The organism is Kocuria sp. 2SI (genome assembly GCF_005502825.1).
In the GTDB taxonomy this organism is placed as follows: domain Bacteria; phylum Actinomycetota; class Actinomycetes; order Actinomycetales; family Micrococcaceae; genus Kocuria; species Kocuria palustris.
In genome coordinates, this window is the sequence record NZ_SCNB01000004.1 from 84,251 (window position 1) to 103,375 (window position 19,125).

The 19,125-nt window shown below is 70.7% G+C and carries 18 protein-coding genes; 10 read left to right on the top strand and 8 right to left on the bottom strand.

Annotated features, from left to right (window positions below; genetic code table 11):
- Positions 1-58: 58 nt before the first annotated feature.
- From FFS25_RS03675 to FFS25_RS03685, 3 genes are all read right to left on the bottom strand, one after another.
- Positions 59-2,347, bottom strand: a complete 2,289-nt coding sequence (locus FFS25_RS03675) for an FtsX-like permease family protein (protein ID WP_137801955.1) — start codon at positions 2,345-2,347, stop codon at positions 59-61.
- Positions 2,347-3,159, bottom strand: coding sequence for an ABC transporter ATP-binding protein (locus FFS25_RS03680; RefSeq protein WP_249933755.1), 813 nt, complete (start codon positions 3,157-3,159; stop codon positions 2,347-2,349). Before FFS25_RS03680 ends, FFS25_RS03675 begins: the two co-directional genes overlap by 1 nt.
- Before the next feature lie 156 nt (positions 3,160-3,315).
- Complete coding sequence (locus FFS25_RS03685; protein WP_137801956.1) at positions 3,316-4,077, bottom strand: sulfite exporter TauE/SafE family protein; 762 nt, start codon at positions 4,075-4,077, stop codon at positions 3,316-3,318.
- Between the two features lie 81 nt (positions 4,078-4,158).
- Here FFS25_RS03685 and FFS25_RS03690 point away from each other — a divergent pair, with 81 nt between their 5' ends.
- The 4 genes from FFS25_RS03690 to FFS25_RS03705 all read left to right on the top strand — a co-directional run bounded on the left by FFS25_RS03690 (position 4,159) and on the right by FFS25_RS03705 (position 9,471).
- Complete coding sequence (locus FFS25_RS03690) at positions 4,159-5,259, top strand: NAD(P)H-dependent flavin oxidoreductase (protein WP_249933756.1); 1,101 nt, start codon at positions 4,159-4,161, stop codon at positions 5,257-5,259.
- A gap of 777 nt (positions 5,260-6,036) precedes the next feature.
- Positions 6,037-7,938, top strand: coding sequence for a translational GTPase TypA (typA, locus tag FFS25_RS03695; protein ID WP_137801957.1), 1,902 nt, complete (start codon positions 6,037-6,039; stop codon positions 7,936-7,938).
- Positions 7,931-8,908 carry a PIG-L family deacetylase gene (locus tag FFS25_RS03700; RefSeq protein ID WP_137801958.1) on the top strand — a complete coding sequence of 326 codons (978 nt, stop codon included), beginning with the start codon at positions 7,931-7,933 and terminating at the stop codon, positions 8,906-8,908. Before typA ends, FFS25_RS03700 begins: the two co-directional genes overlap by 8 nt.
- Positions 8,905-9,471, top strand: coding sequence for a hypothetical protein (locus tag FFS25_RS03705; protein ID WP_137801959.1), 567 nt, complete (start codon positions 8,905-8,907; stop codon positions 9,469-9,471). Before FFS25_RS03700 ends, FFS25_RS03705 begins: the two co-directional genes overlap by 4 nt.
- Here the strand turns inward: FFS25_RS03705 and FFS25_RS03710 are convergent.
- Entirely contained in the window at positions 9,419-9,697 is a 279-nt protein-coding gene (locus FFS25_RS03710; protein WP_249933757.1) for a putative acetyltransferase, read from the bottom strand. The two genes, FFS25_RS03705 and FFS25_RS03710, sit on opposite strands and share 53 nt — an antisense overlap.
- A 97-nt stretch (positions 9,698-9,794) precedes the next feature.
- Here FFS25_RS03710 and fdxA point away from each other — a divergent pair, with 97 nt between their 5' ends.
- The 3 genes from fdxA (at position 9,795) to FFS25_RS03725 (ending at position 12,810) form a co-directional block, all read left to right on the top strand.
- Positions 9,795-10,118 carry a ferredoxin gene (fdxA, locus tag FFS25_RS03715; protein WP_006214921.1) on the top strand — a complete coding sequence of 108 codons (324 nt, stop codon included), beginning with the start codon at positions 9,795-9,797 and terminating at the stop codon, positions 10,116-10,118.
- Positions 10,119-10,123: 5 nt separating this feature from the next.
- On the top strand, positions 10,124-11,287 hold the full coding sequence (gene dapC, locus FFS25_RS03720; RefSeq protein ID WP_137801960.1) for a succinyldiaminopimelate transaminase: 1,164 nt from the start codon (positions 10,124-10,126) through the stop codon (positions 11,285-11,287).
- 224 nt (positions 11,288-11,511) lie between these two features.
- The gene (locus FFS25_RS03725) at positions 11,512-12,810 is read left to right on the top strand and encodes a citrate synthase (RefSeq protein ID WP_137801961.1); all 1,299 of its coding nucleotides are present in this window, start codon (positions 11,512-11,514) and stop codon (positions 12,808-12,810) included.
- Between the two features lie 128 nt (positions 12,811-12,938).
- On the opposite strand, the gene FFS25_RS03730 is transcribed toward FFS25_RS03725, so the two are convergent.
- A complete protein-coding gene (locus FFS25_RS03730) occupies positions 12,939-14,378 on the bottom strand; it encodes a sugar porter family MFS transporter (RefSeq protein ID WP_137801962.1) in 1,440 nt (479 codons plus the stop codon).
- A 181-nt stretch (positions 14,379-14,559) separates the two neighbouring features.
- Positions 14,560-15,210, bottom strand: a complete 651-nt coding sequence (locus FFS25_RS03735) for a nucleoside/nucleotide kinase family protein (protein WP_137801963.1) — start codon at positions 15,208-15,210, stop codon at positions 14,560-14,562.
- Positions 15,211-15,435: 225 nt separating this feature from the next.
- On the opposite strand from FFS25_RS03735, the gene FFS25_RS03740 reads away from it, so the two are divergent.
- The 3 genes from FFS25_RS03740 (at position 15,436) to FFS25_RS13525 (ending at position 16,913) form a co-directional block, all read left to right on the top strand.
- Positions 15,436-16,041: an SDR family oxidoreductase gene (locus FFS25_RS03740; protein WP_137801964.1), complete on the top strand. Its 606-nt coding sequence runs from the start codon at positions 15,436-15,438 to the stop codon at positions 16,039-16,041.
- A 67-nt stretch (positions 16,042-16,108) separates the two neighbouring features.
- Positions 16,109-16,621, top strand: coding sequence for a LacI family DNA-binding transcriptional regulator (locus tag FFS25_RS13520; RefSeq protein ID WP_212742709.1), 513 nt, complete (start codon positions 16,109-16,111; stop codon positions 16,619-16,621).
- Positions 16,596-16,913 carry a substrate-binding domain-containing protein gene (locus FFS25_RS13525; protein ID WP_212742710.1) on the top strand — a complete coding sequence of 106 codons (318 nt, stop codon included), beginning with the start codon at positions 16,596-16,598 and terminating at the stop codon, positions 16,911-16,913. The genes FFS25_RS13520 and FFS25_RS13525 overlap by 26 nt, the downstream gene beginning before the upstream one ends.
- Before the next feature lie 109 nt (positions 16,914-17,022).
- Here the strand turns inward: FFS25_RS13525 and galE are convergent, their stop codons facing one another.
- Both galE and dapD read right to left on the bottom strand, forming a co-directional pair.
- On the bottom strand, positions 17,023-18,039 hold the full coding sequence (gene galE / locus FFS25_RS03750; protein WP_137801965.1) for a UDP-glucose 4-epimerase GalE: 1,017 nt from the start codon (positions 18,037-18,039) through the stop codon (positions 17,023-17,025).
- Positions 18,040-18,138: 99 nt separating this feature from the next.
- Entirely contained in the window at positions 18,139-19,119 is a 981-nt protein-coding gene (gene dapD, locus FFS25_RS03755) for a 2,3,4,5-tetrahydropyridine-2,6-dicarboxylate N-succinyltransferase (RefSeq protein WP_137801966.1), read from the bottom strand.
- Positions 19,120-19,125 lie beyond the last annotated feature (6 nt).

The window sequence follows — 19,125 nt, forward strand, 5'->3', positions numbered from 1 at the left end:
GGCAACGTCCGCGGCCGGGACCCGACGGATCGGGCCCCGGTCGCGGACGCGGACCGGATCAGTCCAACGATGCCAGACCCTCCACGGGGGCCACCCGTGTGGCGCGGCGGGCCGGCAGGGCCGAGGACACCAGGGCCACGACGAGCACGCCGATCGCCACCGCGAGCAGACCGCCCCACGGAACCGTGATCGCCACGGGGATGGTGTCGGTGACCATCGCGGAGACCACACCGGTGCCCAGCAGCCAGCCGGCCACCGCTCCCGCGACGCCGGCCGCGGCGGAGATGACCAGCGCCTCGCGGCGGATCATGGCGCCCAGCTGAGCGCGTGAGAGCCCCAGGGCCCGCAGCAGCGAGTTCTCCCGCGTGCGCTCCAGCACCGACAGCGACATCGTGGACGTGATGCCCAGGACGGAGACCGCCACGGCGGCGGCCAGCAGGCCCAGCGCAACCCAGAGCATCACGTTGAGGATGTCGACCATCACGGCCTTCTGCATGCCGTTCGCCGCGATCTCGTAGGCCTCGGTGTCCGTGAGCTCGGCGATCTCCTGTGCTGCGGTCGTGGTCTCCGTGGAGCCGATGCCGCGCTCGAGATCCACCTCCACGGCGTCATCGGTCTCCTCGACCGAGACGACCGAGTCGATGTCCTCGATCTGCTGCAGGGTGTCCTGGTCCACCTGCTGGGAGACGGTGATGTCCACCGGCATGGAGCGGTCCAGGTCGTCGAGCACCGACCTCTGCGCCACGGCGTTGCCGGTGAGCACGGTGGTCACCAGCGTGATGCCGATCAGCAGTGCGGTGGCCGTCGTCGTGGTGCGGGACTTGTGGCGGATCGCGTTCGCGGCTGCCAGCCGTGACGGGACGCCGCCGGGCAGGATCCGTCCCAGCACGCCGACGATCGCCGGCATCCACAGCCGCGAGGTGAGGATCAGGCCCACGCCTGCGCCGATGCCGCTCACGACGCCCACCGCCGGGTGGTCGTGGGTGAAGGCTGCCCAGGCCAGGACGAGGGCCGACGGGATCAGCACGAGCAGCCCGAAGCCGGAGCGCACCCACGGGATCCGCTCGGCGCGACGGGAGCCGCGCATGCCGTCCAGGGGAGAGGCGCCCATGGCCCGGCGCGCGGGCCCGAGCGAGGCCAGCACGGTCACCAGGATGCCGATCACCAGGCCCAGGACGATGTCCTTGGGGGCCACGGCGACGTCGATCGGGGCGGTGGCGGGAAGCAGCGGCTCGAGCGCGAAGCCCGCACCGACCACCGCCGCTACACCGATCGCCGAGGAGACGAGCCCGAGCACGAGCGCCTCGAGCAGCACCGAGCGCTGGATCTGGCCGCCGGTGGCACCCAGGCAGCGCAGCAGCGCCAGCTCGCGGGCCCGCTGGGCCGTGAGCACTCCGAAGGTCGTGGTGATCACCAGGAAGGCCACCAGCACGGCCAGCATGGCGAAGGCCAGCAGGAAGGCGGACAGGCCTGCGGCGGCACCGGCCATGTCCTCGAGGGCGTCCTCGGTCTGCTCCTGCGGGGTCTGCACCAGGAAGGCGGTGTCGCCGGGCAGGGACTCGAGCTGATCCTGGATGTTCGCGCGCACGGTCTCCAGGTCCGCGCCGTCGGCCAGGGCGATCTGGGTGCTGGAGGAGACCGGCAGCATGTCGGTGTCGAACGGGGAGATGGTGCTCATCACCTCGGGGGAGACCCACCCGTTGTACGTGTCGACGCTGGACTCGGCCCCCACGATGCCCGTGACGGTGACTTCGGCGTCCTCGCCGGTGGGGTAGGTCTCGGCACCCGAGATGCCCTGCTCCTCCGGGGAGGGGGAGGACAGGGTCATCGTGTCGCCGACGCCCACGCCGAGGTCTTCGGCGCGCTTGGTGTTCAGCGCGATCTCGTTCTCGCCCTGGGGCATGGAGCCCTCGTCGAGCTCCCAGGGGAAGATCTGGGGATCCTCCGGGGCGGTGCCGATGTAGAGGACCGGGGAGGAGCTGTCGTTCGATTCGACGTCGACGGCGGTGCCGGTCGGGGCCCACACCGTCTCCACGCCGTCGATGTCCTGCAGCTGATTGATGTCTCCGCTGGAGATGTAGTCCGCCCCGTACAGGGACTCGGGGTCCTCGGCATCGGAGGCCTCGGTCTCCTCGGTCTCTGCATAGGTGCTGTTCTCCCAGTCCTCGCTCACCACCAGATCCGCGTTGCGGGTCGAGTCGGCGATGGTCGAGACCATCGAGTGCTGCATGGTCGTGCCGAGCATCAGCGACCCGGTCGCGAAGGCGGCCGAGACGGCGATCGCCAGCAGGATCAGCACGTACCGCGTCCACTGCAGGCGCAGTCGGCTCAGGACGATGCGGCGCATCAGCGCACACCCCCTGCCCTGCTGCCGTCGGCGACCGGGCGGCCGGCGCGGGACTCGTCCGAGACGATCGCCCCGTCCTGCACGCGCACGGTGCGGTCCGCGAAGTCCGCCACACGGGGGTCGTGGGTCACGACGACGACCGTGTGGCCCTGCTGGTGGACGGTGTCGGCCAGCAGCTGCAGGACCTGGGTGGTGGTGTCGGTGTCCAGGGCTCCGGTGGGCTCGTCGGCGATGATGACGTCCGGGCTCGTGATCAGCGCGCGGGCGATCGCCACGCGCTGCTGCTGACCGCCCGAGAGCTCGTCGGGGCGGTGGTCCAGGCGCTCTGTGAGACCGAGGCTGTCGGTGATCCGGGCCAGCAGCTCGGGATCGGGCCGGTGCCCGGCCAGGCTCAGGGGCAGCTCGATGTTCTGCCGCGCGGTGAGCACGGGGACCAGGTTGAAGGCCTGGAACACGAAGCCCACGTGCTCGCGACGGAACTCGGTGAGCTCCTTGTCGTTGAGGGAGACGATGTCCCGGCCGCCCACCACGATGGAGGTCTCCGGGCGACGGTCGGGGGAGTCCAGGCCCGCCAGGCAGTGCACGAGGGTCGACTTGCCGGAGCCCGAGGGCCCGACGACCGCGGTGAAGGTCCCTCGCTCGATGTCCAGGGAGACGGAGTCCAGGGCGGTGACGGTCAGCTCGCCGTCGCCGTAGGTCTTGGAGACGTTCCGGGCGGCCACCGCGAGCTCCCGCGGGGGCTGCCAGGGAGTGTGCGGGATGGCTTCGTGGGTGTGACCGGACGGGGCAGATGACTCAGGCGATGTGCTCATGGTCCAAGACTGCGCCCTCCAGGCCTGCGGCACATCGGACCGACGGCCTATTCGGGGCAGTTGTCAGGTCATCCCGGGGTATGACGTCCTGGGGCGTCGGTCGTGGTCGCGGGCTCCGGTGCGGCCTCCGGCGGACTGCTGGGTGGCCGTCGTCGTTCAGAGCAGCCCGAGCACTCCCTTGACCACGGCGGCCGCCCCGCCGAGACCGGCGAGGACCAGCGCCAGCGTGCGGGCGCGCTCGGGCGTCACTCGGGACTCGAGGGCGGCGGCGACTCCCACCCCGCCGAGCACCAGGGCGATCACCGCGGGCAGGACCCACCACGGGGGCAGTCCCTGGTCTCCGGTGGCGCCCATCAGGGACTTGAGCACGACCGACATCAGTCCCATGGACATGAAGATCGGCTGCAGCGACGCCGCGAACGCCTTCTGCTCCCAGCGGGTGAGCCGCGAGACGATGACCATGGCCGGGGCGGCCACTCCTGCGGTGGTGTTCAGCAGGCCGCCGACAGCTCCGGCCACGGGCAGCGCGGCGCGATTCGTGACATGCGGCAGTTCCGGCGTGGCGACGGTGAGCGACAGGGCGATGAGCACCAGCACGCCGATGCCGATCTGCAGCCAGGAGGCCTCCAGCCACAGCACCAGCAGAGCGCCCAGAACCGCCCCCGGCAGGGCAGCGGCGACCACGATCCCCGCGCGGCGCCAGTCCACGCGCTTGCGGACCGAGAGCATGATCGTGAATCCGGAGACGGTGGTGACCGCATTCGTCAGCAGCACCCCGGCCACGGGTCCGAGCAGCAGGGAGAGCACCGGGGTCACCACCAGCCCCACGCCGGTGCCCGAGAGCCGCTGCAGCGCGGAGCCGATCAGGATCGCCGCGGCAGCCAGCACCAGAGCGGCCCACGAGAGATCGCTCAGCATCCTGGCTCCATGGCGTGGCCCCTAGAGTGATTCTCGGCACGTTCGATCAGCCACCACGCTACTCGCCTGAAAGGTCCCTCCATGTCGATGGATGCTCCGGCCGCCCGTCCGTTCGCACTCGATGCCCTCGAGGTGCCGCTGATCGCAGCGCCCATGGCCGGCGGGCCGTCGAGTCCGGAGCTGGTGGTCGCGGTCGCGCGCGCCGGCGGACTGGGGATGCTGGCTGCCGGGTATCAGTCGGCCGAGGCGCTCGCCGAGCAGATCGCGGCGGTGCGCTCGGGGCTGCGTGACGTCGACCGTCTGTTCGGTGTCAACGTGTTCGTGGCGGAGTCCTCGCCCACCGATACGCAGCAGCTCGCGGACTTCCGCTCGCGGTGGGTGCAGGCGGTCGCTGCGCTCGATGCCGAGATGGGGGAGCAGGCCGCGGCGCGCCCGCTTCCCGACTACTCGGACGACGGCTGGGATCAGAAGATCGCCCTGCTGGTCGAGGATCCGGTGCCTGTCGTGAGCTTCACCTTCGGCCTGCCGCCGGCGGCCACGATCCGGGCGCTGCAGGATGCGGGCACGACTGTGCTGCTGTCGGTGTCCTCGTCCGAGGAGGCGGTGGAGGCCGCGGCCTTCGGCCCCGACGCCCTGGTCCTGCAGGGCCCCGACGCCGGCGGGCATCGCTTCACGCTCGCGCAGGACACTGCGCCGGGGACCACCCCGCTTCCGGAGCTGCTGGAGCAGACGCTGGCGGCGCTGGCGTCGTCCCATCCGCAGCTGCCGGTCATCGCGGCGGGCGGCATCTCCTTCCGCGCGGACGCGTCTCGGCTGCTGGAAACGGGGGCCCACGCCGTGCAGGTGGGCACCCTCTTCCTCGCCGCCGAGGAGGCCGGCACCGGGGCGGTCCATCGGGAGGCAGTGCTGGCTGCGGCGGGCGATCCGTCGTCGGCGCAGACCGTGGTGACGCGCGCGTTCTCCGGTCGACCTGCTCGGGCGCTGTCCACGCCGTTCACCGAGGCGATGGCTGAGCACGAGATCGCGGGCTATCCGCAGGTCAACTCGCTGACGTCGCCGATCCGCAAGGCCGCGGCTGCTGCGGGGAAGCGGGAGCTGGTGCACCTGTGGGCCGGCACGGGCTTCCCCGCGTGCCGAGCCCGCCCCGCCGCCGAGATCGTGGAGTCCTTCCGGGGCCTGTGACCCGCACCGGATCACGTGCGTCCTCGGCTGCGTTCTGTCCCGAGCCGTACTGCCGCACACGTCCCACCGCGACGTCCCACCGCGCTCGCTCCAGGGCTCGCAGCACAGCACGCCGTCCCCTGGTCCCCGCGAGCTCGCTCAGGTCGCGCTCGAGCAGCTGCAGACTGCGCAGCGCCGGCGGAAGCCCCAGAGCACGGCCGCCGACTGGTGGCTGACGGCATGGTCGGGCATGGCTTCGCGCTGTGCCCGGGCGAGCTGGATCAGTTCGGCTCGGGCGTCTGGCTGGGCGGAGGCCGCCGATGGCCTCAGGGATCGCCAGATCCCCGAGGCCACGCGCTCGTAGTAGGGCGCTCGCAGCTGCCGCGAAGTGAGGCCGACGGCCATCGCCTCCGGGCGAGCGAAGATGCGCCCTGCAAGGGGCTGGGGAACCTGATGACGCTGCGGCGTGCGCCCAGGGTTTACCGAAACGTCGACGGCGTCCTCCGCGAGCTGTCCGTGTGGAGGCCGAGCCGGGGCGCAGGCGTCGTCCCTCGATGTGCGGGGCCGGTGCCGGAGCGGGTGCCGGCGACGGGCCGAGCGGCGTGCGAGCGCTGCGACGGCGACATCGGCGTGTGAGGTGCGCGACGTCCCGGGGGAGGGGTTGGACTTGCGCGCTAGACTCGTCGGCGGACTTCCGCGACCCTCGTCGCGACCCCCGCCGGCCACGGGCCGGAACCGAGCACCGTCCTGGCAGAAGGGGCGGGAGCACGCCATCGTCTGAAGAGAGACCCCACTCGTATGAGCACTGCCCAGCGCACCGACCTCCGCAACGTCGCGATCGTGGCCCACGTGGATCACGGCAAGACCACGATCGTCGACGCCATGCTCCGGCAGACGAACACGTTCTCCGAGCACGGCGAGGTCGCCGAGCGCGTCATGGACTCGGGCGATCTCGAGCGCGAGAAGGGCATCACCATCCTCGCCAAGAACACCACGGTGTTCTACGAGGGCCCGTCGGCGAACGGCGAGGTCATCACCATCAACGTGATCGACACCCCGGGCCACGCCGACTTCGGCGGCGAGGTCGAGCGCGGCCTGTCCATGGTCGACGGCGTCGTGCTGCTCGTGGACGCTTCCGAGGGGCCGCTGCCGCAGACCCGCTTCGTGCTGCGCAAGGCCCTCGAGGCCAAGCTGCCGGTGATCGTGGTCGTCAACAAGATCGATCGCCCCGACGCCCGTGCTGAGGAGGTCGTCTCCGAGACCATGGACCTGCTGCTCGGCCTGGCCTCCGATATCGCCGAGGACTACCCGGACATGGACCTGGACGCCGTGCTCGACGTCCCGGTCGTCTACGCCTCCGGCAAGGCCGGCCGCGCCGACACCGAGTTCCCCGGCGACGGCAACCTGCCGGCCAGCGAGGACCTCGAGCCGCTGTTCAAGACGATCATGGAGCACATCCCGGCTCCGTCCTACGAGGACGACGGCGTGCTGCAGGCCCACGTGACCAACCTGGACGCCTCGCCGTTCCTGGGCCGCCTGGCCCTGCTGCGCATCTTCTCGGGCACGCTGAAGAAGGGCCAGACTGTGGCCTGGGCGCGCAAGGACGGCTCCCTGAAGAACGTGCGCATCTCCGAGCTGCTGGCCACCAAGGGCCTGGACCGCGTCCCGGCCGAGTCGGCTGGCCCCGGCGAGATCGTGGCTGTGGCGGGCATCGAGGACATCACGATCGGCGAGACGCTGACCGATCCCGAGAACCCCAAGCCGCTTCCGGTCATCACGGTCGACGATCCCGCGATCTCCATGACCATCGGCATCAACACCTCGCCCATGGCCGGTCGCGTCAAGAACGCCAAGGTCACCGCCCGCCAGGTCAAGGACCGCCTGGACAAGGAGCTCGTGGGCAACGTGTCGCTGCGCGTGCTGCCGACCGAGCGCCCGGACGCCTGGGAGGTCCAGGGCCGCGGCGAGCTCGCCCTGTCGATCCTGGTGGAGCAGATGCGCCGCGAGGGCTTCGAGCTCACGGTCGGCAAGCCGCAGGTCGTCACCCGCGAGATCGACGGCAAGGTCCACGAGCCGGTCGAGCGCATGACCATCGACACCCCGGACGAGTTCCTGGGTGCGATCACCCAGATCATGGCCACCCGCAAGGGCCGCATGGAGACCATGACGAACCACGGCACCGGCTGGGTGCGCATGGAGTTCGTGGTGCCCGCCCGCGGTCTGATCGGCTTCCGCACGACCTTCATGACGGAGACCCGCGGCGCGGGCATCGCCTCGTCCTACTCCGATGGCTTCGAGCCCTGGTTCGGCCCGATCGAATACCGCACCAACGGCTCCATGATCTCGGACCGCGCCGGTGTGGCCACCCCGTTCGCCATGATCAACCTCCAGGAGCGCGGCACGATCTTCGTGAAGCCGACCGAGGAGGTCTACGAGGGCATGGTCATCGGCGAGAACGCGCGCGCCGATGACATGGAGGTGAACATCACCAAGGAGAAGAAGCTCACCAACATGCGCTCGGCCGCGGCCGACAACTTCGAGAACCTCACCCCGCCGCGCCAGATGACGCTGGAGGAGTGCCTCGAGTTCGCCCGCGAGGACGAGTGCGTGGAGGTCACCCCGGAGGCCATCCGCATCCGTAAGGTGATCCTGGAGTCCAACGAGCGCGTGCGCCAGGCGCGCCAGCGCAACCGTGCCTGATCAGCACCATGAGTCGACGGCGCCGGGGGAGACCTCGGCGCCGCCGTCGTACCCGCTGCCCGGCACGCTGATCCGCCCGGATGCCGTGGACTCGCTGCTGCCGCGCGGCACGGCCCCCGAGCAGGCCCGCGTGGTGGCCGTGCACGCGCATCCCGACGACGAGACCCTGGTCTCCGGGCTGGCCCTGGCCTCGCTGGCCCAGGCCGGGGCGCAGGTCCACCTGATCACCATGACCCGCGGGGAGCGCGGCGAGGTGATGATCCCGGAGCTGGCCCACCTGGAGGTCGGGCACCCGGACAACCACGACGGCGGCACCGCCCTGGGCGCCTATCGCGAGGGCGAGCTGGCCGCGGCCTGCCGTGCCCTGGGCGTGCAGCACCACGTCTACGCGGGCCAGTCGCCCGCCCTGGACGCCCAGACGGGCTTCCCGGGCGGCGGGGACCGCTTCATGGACTCCGGCATGTCCTGGGGCCCCGACGGCCGGGCCCAGCCCGCCGAGGACGTCTCGCCGAAGGCGCTCACGGCGGCCGGCGTGGATCAGGCCGCCGCCCACGTGGCCGCGGCGCTGCGCGAGATCCGCCCGCATGCGGTCCTGAGCTATGACGACGACGGCGGCTACGGCCACCCCGATCACGTGCGCACCGCGCGCGTGCTGGCCCGGGCGCTCGAGCTGCTCGAGGACGAGTCCGGCGCTGAGCCGGCCCTGAGGCCTCTGGCCTGGGCGATCGAGGGCCAGCCGGATCCGCAGGACGAGCGCCCGCAGGCTGTGGTGCGCGCCGACGAGGCCTCGCGCGCCGCCCGCCACGCGGCCATGCGCGCCCATGCCACCCAGATCGAGACGGGCGATGATCCGGCGAATCCGCGCTACGAGCTCTCGAACCGGGTGCCGCAGACCATGCCGCAGGCCGAGACCTTCCGTCTCATCGGAGGCGACGCCGCCAGGCTCGCGCCGCGGGAGCCTGCTCGATGAACGGCGAATGGGATGAGCAGGGCCGCAGACGCGGCCGTTCGTCGGTGGATCAGGCGTCCGTGCCGGTCTCGGCGACCATCGCGATCGTCAGCGGCATGCTGGCGGGCGTGGTCGGCACGGCGGTGCACGGCAACATCGCCCGCTTCGGCGACGGCGTGTGGATCCCGTGGGGCGCCCCGCTGGCGCTGGCCCTCCTGCTGAGCCTGTCGGTGTGGTCGGGGACCACCACGCGGCGCATCTGGGCCGCCGCGGTGCCCGGGATCGTGGCCTACGCAGCCGCCTTCGTGCTGGCCTTCGGCCGTCAGGACTCGCCGCTCGTGGTCCTATCGACCACCTCGACGATCGGGCTGGCCGGGCTGCTGTGGTTCGGCGGCATCCTGGTGGTCACGCTGGTCTCGGTGGTCCTGGTGGGTCGCTGGTGGCGTCGGCGTCGTGCGGCGGTGCGCCGGGACCTGGCGGAGCAGGCCGCGGAGGCCTTCGACGCCGAGCCGCTCGTCAGCCCTGAGGACGTCAGCGGGGCCGTCGGCGCGGCACCGGAGGCGGGACCTCGCGGGCGAGCCTGACGAGCTCGAGCGGGATCAGCACCTGCCCGCTGCGCGTCTGCAGGGTCACGGCGGGGGGATCGTCGTGCCGGCAGACGAGCGTGCCGATCGCGTCCGTGCGTCCCTTGCCGGACGGGTCCCCGGTCGGCAGCGCATAGCGCACGCTGAACCGGGTGCCGAGCGCTGCGCCGGCCAAGCGGCTCAGGGCGATGCTCCGTGCGGGGTCCTGCTGAGGCTGGGACGTCATGGGCCTCACAGTATCGGCGTATGACGCGCGGGGCGGGCCACCGGGCGCTCGCCCGTAGAATGGGCGGAGAACTCCGCGAGAAAGGACCGTCGCCACCATGACTTATGTGATCGCTCAGCCCTGTGTCGATGTCAAGGACAAGGCCTGCGTGGAAGAGTGCCCCGTCGACTGCATCTACGAGGGCGAGCGCAGCCTCTACATCCACCCCGACGAGTGCGTGGACTGCGGAGCCTGCGAGCCCGTGTGCCCCGTCGAGGCCATCTACTACGAGGACGACACCCCGGACGAGTGGGCCGAGTACTACAAGTACAACGTCGAGTTCTTCGACGACCTCGGCTCGCCCGGCGGCGCCGCCCGCCTGGGCAACACCGGCAAGGACCACCCGGGCATCGCCGCCCTGCCCCCGCAGAACCAGGACTGAGTCCCGTGACTCAGCAGCCCCGCGCCTTCGGCCTGGACCTGCCCGAGTACCCCTGGGAGTCGGTGGCCCCGTACCGGCGGATCGCCGCCGAGCACTCGGAGGGGACCGTCGATCTGTCGATCGGCACGCCCGTGGACCCCACGCCGCTGGTGGTCCAGGACGCGCTGGCCGCGGCCTCCGACGCCCCCGGCTACCCGACCACCCACGGCACCCCCGCGCTGCGCGAGGCCATCGCCCGCTGGTACGACCGCCGTCGCGGCGTGCCCGGACTGGACCCCGAGCAGATCATGCCCACGGTCGGCTCCAAGGAGCTCGTGGCCTGGCTGCCCCTGCTGCTGGGACTGCGCGCCGGGGACGTCGTCGTGCGTCCCTCGGCCGCCTACCCCACCTACGACATCGGGGCGCAGCTGGCCGGTGCGGAGCACGTGGCCGCAGATGATCTCTCGGAGCTGCCACAGGACGTGCTGGAGCGGGTCCGCCTGATCTGGCTGAACTCGCCGGGCAATCCCACGGGTGCGGTCGCCGACGCCGAGGCCATGCGCGCCACGGTGGAGAGGGCTCGCGAGCTGGGTGCGGTCGTGGCCTCGGACGAGTGCTACGCCGAGCTGGGCTGGGGCGAGTGGGATCGCGAGGAGGACGGCCAGGCCGTGCCCTCGGTGCTGGATCCGCGCGTGTCCGGAGGCGATCTCACGGGCCTGCTGTCGGTCTACTCCCTGTCCAAGCAGTCGAACCTCGCGGGCTACCGCGCGGCCTTCGTGGCCGGCGACGCCCAGATCGTCGCCGGGCTCGTGAACTCCCGCAAGCACGCGGGCATGATCGTGCCGGCCCCCGTGCAGGCGGCCATGCGCGCCGCGCTCGACGACGACGCCCACGTGGTCGCGCAGAAGGCGCTGTACCGGGCTCGTCGCGATCGTCTGCGCCGAGCCGTCGAGGCGTTCGGGCTGAGCATCGAGCACTCGGAGGCCGGGCTCTACCTGTGGTGCCGGCGCGACGGCCGCACGGAGCAGGACACATGGGACCTGGTCCGTCAGTTCGCCGAGCTGGGCATCGTGGTGGGCCCCGGGGTCTTCTACGGAGACGCCGCGGCAGGCTTCATCCGGATCGCGCTGACGGCCTCCGACGAGCGGATGGACGCCGCCGTCGCCAGGCTGCAGGCCGCCGCCGACTGAGTTGCGGCCGGGCCCCGCCGAGGGCTCGCGAGGCGCGTCCCAGATTGGCGGGGGCGGGCGACGTACGGGTAGATTGGCATCCGATGGCGTGTCTGCACACGCCCCTTGACCTGCCGCCGCGCGACAGCGACGTCGCCGGCTCCCATGACCCGACGCCCCGCAGAAGACCGGTGCGCAACGGGACCAGGTGAGCCCCATGGGCTCACAGACTATGGAGGAGACCCATGACCGAGTCCGGCAAGGACGGCCGCACGGCCCAGCTGAGCATCTCCGAGGGCGCGCCCCTCGAGCTGCCCGTCCTGGGTGCCACCGAGGGCAACGAGGGCATCGGGATCGGCGCCCTGCGCAAGGAGACCGGTGCGGTCACCTATGACCCCGGCTTCATGAACACCGCGAACGCGCGTTCGGCGGTCACCTACATCGACGGCGAGAACGGCGTTCTGCGCTACCGCGGCTACCCGATCGAGCAGCTCGCGGAGCACTCCAACTTCCTGGAGACCGCCTACCTGCTGATCTACGGCGAGCTGCCCACGCAAGAGCAGTACGAGGACTTCGTGCACCGGGTCACCACCCACACCATGGTCCACGAGGACCTGAAGATGTTCTTCAACGGGTTCCCGCGCTCGGCCCACCCCATGCCGGTGCTGTCCTCCGCGGTCTCGGCGCTGTCCACGTTCTATGCCGACTCGCTGGATCCGCACGATCCCCAGCACGTCGAGATCTCCACGATCCGCCTGCTCGCCAAGGTGCCCACGCTGGCGGCCTACGCCTACAAGAAGTCCATCGGCGAGCCCATGCTCTACCCGCGCAACGAGCTGTCCTACGCGGAGAACTTCCTGCGCATGTGCTTCGGCGTCCCGGCCGAGGACCTCGAGATCGACCCCGCGCTGGCCAAGTCCCTGGATATCCTGCTGATGCTGCACGCGGATCACGAGCAGAACTGCTCGACCTCCACCGTGCGCCTGGTGGGCTCCTCCGAGGCCAACATGTTCGCCTCGGTCTCCGCCGGCATCAACGCCCTCTACGGCCCGCTGCACGGCGGCGCCAACGAGGCCGTGCTGGCCATGCTCGACCAGATCCAGAACCAGGGCCTGTCGCCCGAGGACTTCATGGAGAAGGTCAAGAACAAGGAAGACGGCGTGAAGCTCATGGGCTTCGGGCACCGCGTCTACAAGAACTACGATCCCCGCGCCAAGATCATCAAGGGCTACGCCCACGACATCCTGGAGCGCCTGGGCGGCGACAACGAGATGCTCGACATCGCCATGCGCCTGGAGGAGAAGGCCCTGGCGGACGACTACTTCGTGGAGCGCAAGCTCTACCCGAACGTCGACTTCTACACCGGCCTGATCTACAAGGCCATGGGCTTCCCGGAGCGCATGTTCACGGTGCTGTTCGCGATCGGGCGCCTGCCGGGCTGGATCGCCCAGTGGCGCGAGATGGTCCAGGACCCCGAGACCAAGATCGGGCGTCCGCGCCAGCTCTACGTGGGCGAGGGCGCGCGCGACTACCCCACCAAGTGATCGGACGCGCGGGCGCGGGCTGCTGAGGCTCCCGGGCCCGCGCCGCTCACCGAGCAGGCCTTTGAGACGACGGCGGGCCGCCTCCCGAGCTGGGAGGCGGCCCGCCGTCGTCGTATCCGGAAGGCCGATCACCCTTCCTTCGCGATGGCCTTCGGCAGGCTCAGCGTGTCCGCCATCTCCTCGAGGGGCACCTGCTTGGTCTCGGGCATGACCTTCAGGACCCAGATGAGCTGGCCCACCATGCACACCAGGAAGATGAGGAAGGCGGCCCCGCCGCCGAAGGTCGCCGCCACGCCGGGGAACGTCCAGGAGGTGACAGCGGCGAAGAACCAGTGCGTGAAGCTGCCCAGCGCCTGGCCCTTGGCCCGCACCCGGTTGGGGAAGATCTCGGAGATGAACACCCAGATGACGGAGCCCTGGCCAAAGGCATGGGCGGCGATGAAGAGGATCAGTCCAGCGAGGACGAGGGCCGATGCCCCCGAGCTCATCCCTGCCTCGGGGCCCCCGGTGAAGAAGGCGGCGGTCACGGCACCCAGGGAGATCACGTAGCCGATGGATCCCACGAGCATGAGACGGCGCCTGCCGAAGCGGTCGATGACCACGAGCGCGGCCATCGTGGCGACGAGGTTGACGAGTCCCACCACGATCGACTGCAGCAGGGCCACGTCGCCGCTCGCTCCGGCCATCTCGAAGATGGCCGGGGCGTAGTACAGCACCGCGTTGATCCCCGAGAGCTGGTTGAACGCGGCGATGGCGATGGCGAGCAGGATCACCTTGCGGTAGCGCCTGGAGAACAGCTTCTCGTGGGGCATGGACAGCTCGGCCTCCGCGGAGTGCTCGAGCTCGGCCGTCTCCGCAGCCAGCTCGCGCTCCGAACGGGTCAGCCTGGCCAGCACGCTCAGAGCCCTGTCCTGCTGGCCCTTGGCGTGCAGCCAGCGCGGGCTCTCGGGAAGCGTGAAGACCAGGAGGAAGAACACGAGGGCCGGGGCTGCCTCCACGAGGAACATCCAGCGCCAGGCAATCGTCTCGCTGAGGGTCTGCGCGACCAGCCAGTTCGAGAGGTAGGCCAGCAGGATGCCGAGCACCACGTTGAACTGCACGAGCCCCACCAGCCGGCCTCGCAGTCGGGCCGGTGAGATCTCCGATGTGTAGATCGGCGCGACCACGCTGGCGGCCCCCACGCCGAGTCCTCCCACGAACCGGGCGACCATGAAGAACCACCATCCGGCGACGGACTCGGAGGCGACGCCGCTGCCGATCGCGGAGACGAAGTACAGGGCGCCGATGGCGAAGAGCACGTTCTTGCGTCCGAACCTGTCGGCGGGGATCCCGGCGAACAGCGCGCCGATCACGGTGCCGATCAGAGCGGTGGCGACGGTGAATCCCAGTCCGAATCCGCCGAGGTCGAACACCCGCTGCAACGAGCCGGTGGTTCCCGAGATGACGGCGGTGTCGAAGCCGAAGAGCAGACCGCCCAGCGCGGCGACGATGGCGCTGCGGATGACGAGTCCGTTGGCCCCGCGGGAAGCGGTGACATTGTCATGCGAGGTTTCCGATGGTGTGGACATGTGATCTTCCCCTGTCAGGGACTCTCCGAGCGCGGCTCGGGCGGATGGGTGGGTGGATCCCGACGGCTGTCAGGACGGTGCGGGGTTCATCGGGGGATGCATCCGCAGCGGGCGGAATGGCTGGGAAGCAGGGGACCGGGGGCGCAGCAGGGCTGTGCGCCCCGTGACAGCGGGGCTCGGCTCAGAAGATCCGATGGGCGCGGGGCCTGGACCTGTCCACCAGCTGTCCGTTGACCTGATCCACCGTCGTCACCCAGTGCCTGGAGTGCTCGGGATCGTCGCCGTGCATCAGCCGGCGCTCGACCAGGCGGCGCTCGCGCTCGGATGGCGGGACGTCCAGGAACCAGCACTCGTCCAGCAGCGCCGAGATCTGCTCCCATCCGTCCTGGTCGTGCAGGAGGTAGTTGCCCTCCGTGATGACGAGGGAAACGTCCCGTGCGACGGGGGTGGAGCCGGCGATGGCCGCCTCCAGGCCTCGGTCGAAGCGCGGCGCGTAGACGACCGGCTCGGGCTGCTCGCGCAGCCGGGACAGGAGGGCGGCGAAGCCGGAGACGTCGAAGGTGTCCGGGGCTCCCTTGCGCTGCCTCCGGCCGAGGCGCTCCAGCTCGGCATCGGCCAGGTGGAAGCCGTCCATCTCGACCACGACGGCCTGGGAGCCGAGGTGCTGCAGCAGCGATCGGCACACGGTCGACTTGCCGGCTCCCGGCGGGCCCGTGATGCCGAGGATGCGGCGGTTGCCGGAAGCGACGAGCTCCTCCGCGCGCCGGTGCATCTCGGCCAAGGTCGGCTCGGCCCGGACGCTCGCGCCCGGGGGTGCTGATCCGTGCTCCATCGCAGGCTCCTCCCCATCCCCACGCCGTCCCGCCCGATCGGCGGTCCTGGGCGATGCCCCTCGTCAGGTGCTGCTCCGGGGCGCTATGAGGGTCTGACTCCGGAGTCAACTATGACATAGAACACATGACACCGGAGTCGTTCCGTGTTGGACTGCCGCCCATCACATCGGTGCCCGACGTGACGGCTCACCGAAGCGCCCCGCACATCGACCGGCAGGAGAGCCATCAGGGACAGCTTCAGCGGACGCACCGTCCTCGTCACCGGAGCCAGCGGAGGGATCGGCGGCGCCACCGTGCGCAGGCTGCGGAAAGAGGGCGCGACGGTCCTGGCCGCCGGGCGCGACGAGCAGGCGCTTGCGGCGCTCGCGGAGGAGACCGGCGCCCGGCCGCTGCCCTTCGAGCTCACCGAGGAGGACTTCATCCGGACGGCCATCGAGGGTCGCGATCTGGACGGGGTCGTCAACTGCGGCGGATGGGGCGGAGCGATCGTGAACGTGTCCAGCCAGGCCAGCCTGGTGGGGCTGGCCGGTCACATCGCCTACGGGTCCTCCAAGGCGGCCATGGACAACATCACCCGGGTCAGTGCCCTGGAGCTCGGCGAGCACGGCATCCGGGTCAACAGCGTGAACCCCACCGTGGTGATGACGCCGATGTCGGCCTGGTACTGGGGCCGTCCGGAGATCGAAGGACCGTTCCTGGAGCAGATGCCCCTGGGCCGCTGGGCCACCGAGGACGAGATCGCCGGCCCCATCGTCTTCCTCCTCAGCTCGGACGCCGCGCTGATCAGCGGCGTGTGCCTGCCGATCGACGGGGGCTACACGAGCCGCTGAATCGTGCTCAGGTCTTCTTCTGCTTCAATGAGTCACGCTGTCTGCCCGGCTGAGGAGGAGACCGGAGATGACGACCATGCGGGAGGTTGCGGCCCATGTCAGGGTCAGCCAGAAGACCGTTTCGCGGGTCTTCAACGACGACCCCCAGGTCCGACCGGAGGCGCGCGAGCGGGTCCTGCGCGCCATGGCCGAGCTCGACTACGTGCCCAACCCGATGGCCAAGGCCTTCCGCTCCGGGCGCTCGCCGATGATCAGCCTAGCGGTCCCTGATCTGCTCGACCCGTTCTTCGCGGCGATCGTGCGCGCCGCAGACGAGGAGGCGCACGGGGCGGACATGTGCACCTCAGTCACAAGCCTGGGCGAGGATCCGGCGCGAGAGCCGGAGCTGATCCGCTCCGTGCTGCGACGCGCCCCCAGCGGTGTCATCATCGCGCCGATCTCCGGCGATCAGTCATACCTGGCCGACGAGGCGCCCGCCGCGCCGGGCCGGGTTGCCGACCTCGAGAGACCTCATCCGCCTGGGGGTCATCGACCGGGGCTCCGCCGAGCGCGCCGTGGCGGAACTGGTGCAGGCCGATGATCCGCCGAGCGCCGTCTTCTCGTCGAGCGCGCGGGCCAGCATGCTGCTCGTCCCGGCGCTGCAGCACCGCCCCATGGCGCTCGTGTCCTTCGGCGACTTCCCCATGGCCGAATCGCTGACGCCGCCGGTGTGCGCCGTCGCCCAGGACCCGGAGGAGATCGGACGCAGGGCCGCCCGCCTGATCCTGCAGAGGCTCGGGCAGACCGGGGGAGCGCACGCCGCCTGCCGCGACGAGGTGCTGCCGGTGCGCATGGTGGAGAGGGCGTCCTGCCGGCAGCCATCGGCCCTCTGAACTGGCACTTACCACGGTGCACCGCGCTGCGACGACGGCGGGCCGCCTCCCGAGCTGGGAGGCGGCCCGCCGTCGTCGTGACCACTCGCGCACTCTGGGCGGGGTGGCTTCAGGAGGCGTAGCCCATGGGGTTGTTCTTCTGCCAGTTCCAGTGGTCGCGGCACATGGTGTCCATGTCGCGATCGGCGGACCAGCCCAGATCCGCCAGGGCGGAGGCGGGGTCGGCATAGTTGATCGCCACATCGCCGGGGCGGCGGTCGACGATCTCGTAGGGGATCTCGACCCCGGAGGCCTTCTCGAAGGCCTCGCGGACCTCGAGCACGGAGTAGCCGCGGCCCGTGCCGAGGTTCCAGATCTTGGCGCCGCCGTTGCGTGCCAGCCACTCGAGGGCGCGGACGTGGCCGTCGGCCAGGTCGACCACGTGGATGTAGTCGCGCACGCCGGTGCCGTCGGCCGTGGGGTAGTCGCCGCCGAAGACCATCAGCTTCTCCCGGCGTCCGACCGCCACCTGGGCGACGAACGGCATGAGGTTGTTGGGAATGCCCGTGGGGTCCTCGCCGATGATCCCGGACTCGTGGGCGCCCACCGGGTTGAAGTAGCGCAGCAGAGCCACGTTCCAGCGATCGTCGGAGGCGGCGATGTCCGCGAGGATGTCCTCGATCTGCTCCTTGGTGCGCCCGTACGGGTTGGTCGCGTCCTTGTCGACCTTCTCGGTCAGGGGCATGGTCTCGACGTCGCCGTAGACGGTCGCGGAGGAGGAGAAGACGATGGTGCGGCAGCCGCTGTCCTCCATGGCGTGCAGCAGGTTCAGCGTGCCGCCCACGTTGTTGGAGTAGTACCACAGCGGCTTCTCATTGGACTCGCCCACGGCCTTCAGACCGGCGAAGTGGATGACGGCCTCCGGCTTCCACTGCTCGAACACGCGGTTCAGCCCCGGCTGATCGAGCAGGTCGACCTCCTCGAAGCCCAGCACTTCCCGGCCGGCGAGCTGGTGGACGCGCTCGAGGCTCGTCTTCGACGAGTTGGCCAGGTTGTCGAGCACGATGACGTCGTGCTCGGCCTGGAGCAGTGCCAGGACGGTGTGCGAGCCGATGTACCCGGTCCCCCCGGTGACAAGGATGCGCATGCGGATGTCTCTCCTTCAGCTGGATGCGTTGCGCCCAGCCCCCGATGAACAGGGCGCGGTGGAGCGCGCCGGAGCCAGCCCGGCTCCGGCGCGCGCAGATCAGTTCTTGTGCAGGGCGTCGTTCAGCTCCACCGTGCGGCCCCCGCGAGGCAGGGCCTCGACGGCGCCGCTGGTGGAGTTGCGTCGGAAGAGCAGGTTCGACACCCCGGACAGGTCGAGCGCCTTGACGGTGCTGGCCCCCTGCGCGCTGTCCTCGAGCACCTGCACCCGCGTTCCGGCGGTGAGGTAGAGGCCGGCCTCGACGATGCAGTCATCGCCCATGGAGATGCCCACGCCGGCATTGGCGCCGAGCAGCACGCGCTCGCCCAGGCGGATGCGCTGCTTGCCGCCGCCGGAGAGCGTGCCCATGATCGAGGCGCCGCCGCCGATGTCGGTGTGATCCCCCACGACCACGCCGGCGGAGATGCGGCCCTCGACCATGGCAGAGCCGAGCGTGCCGGCGTTGAAGTTCACGAAGCCCTCGTGCATGACGGTGGTGCCCTCGGCCAGGTGGGCGCCCAGGCGCACGCGGTCGGCGTCGCCGATGCGCACGCCGGAGGGCACGACGTAGTCGACCATGCGCGGGAACTTGTCCACGGACAGCACGCTGACGTGACCGGTGGAGCGCATGCGCAGGCGGGCCAGGTTCAGCTCCTCGGCCAGCACGGGGCCGCGGTCGGTCCAGGCCACGTTAGCCAGCAGGCCGAACACGCCGTCGAGGTTGATCGAGTGGGGCTGCACCAGGCGGTGGGAGAGCAGATGGAGGCGCAGGTAGACATCGGCGGCATCGACCGGAGCGGCGTCCAGGTCGATCACGCGGTCCACGACCTCGACCGTGACATTGCGATCGGCATCCGGCAGCGCGGAACGGCGGAGGTCGCCGTCCAGCGAGCGGTCGGGCTCCTGGCCCAGGACGGGGGCTGGGTACCAGACGTCCAGGACCGTCCCGGCGCGGGGGCCCTCGGCGACGACGCTGGCCAGGCCGATGCCGGCCGCGTGGCGGGTCTCGTTGTTGCTGGGGGCAGGGGTGGCTGAAGTCATGGTGCC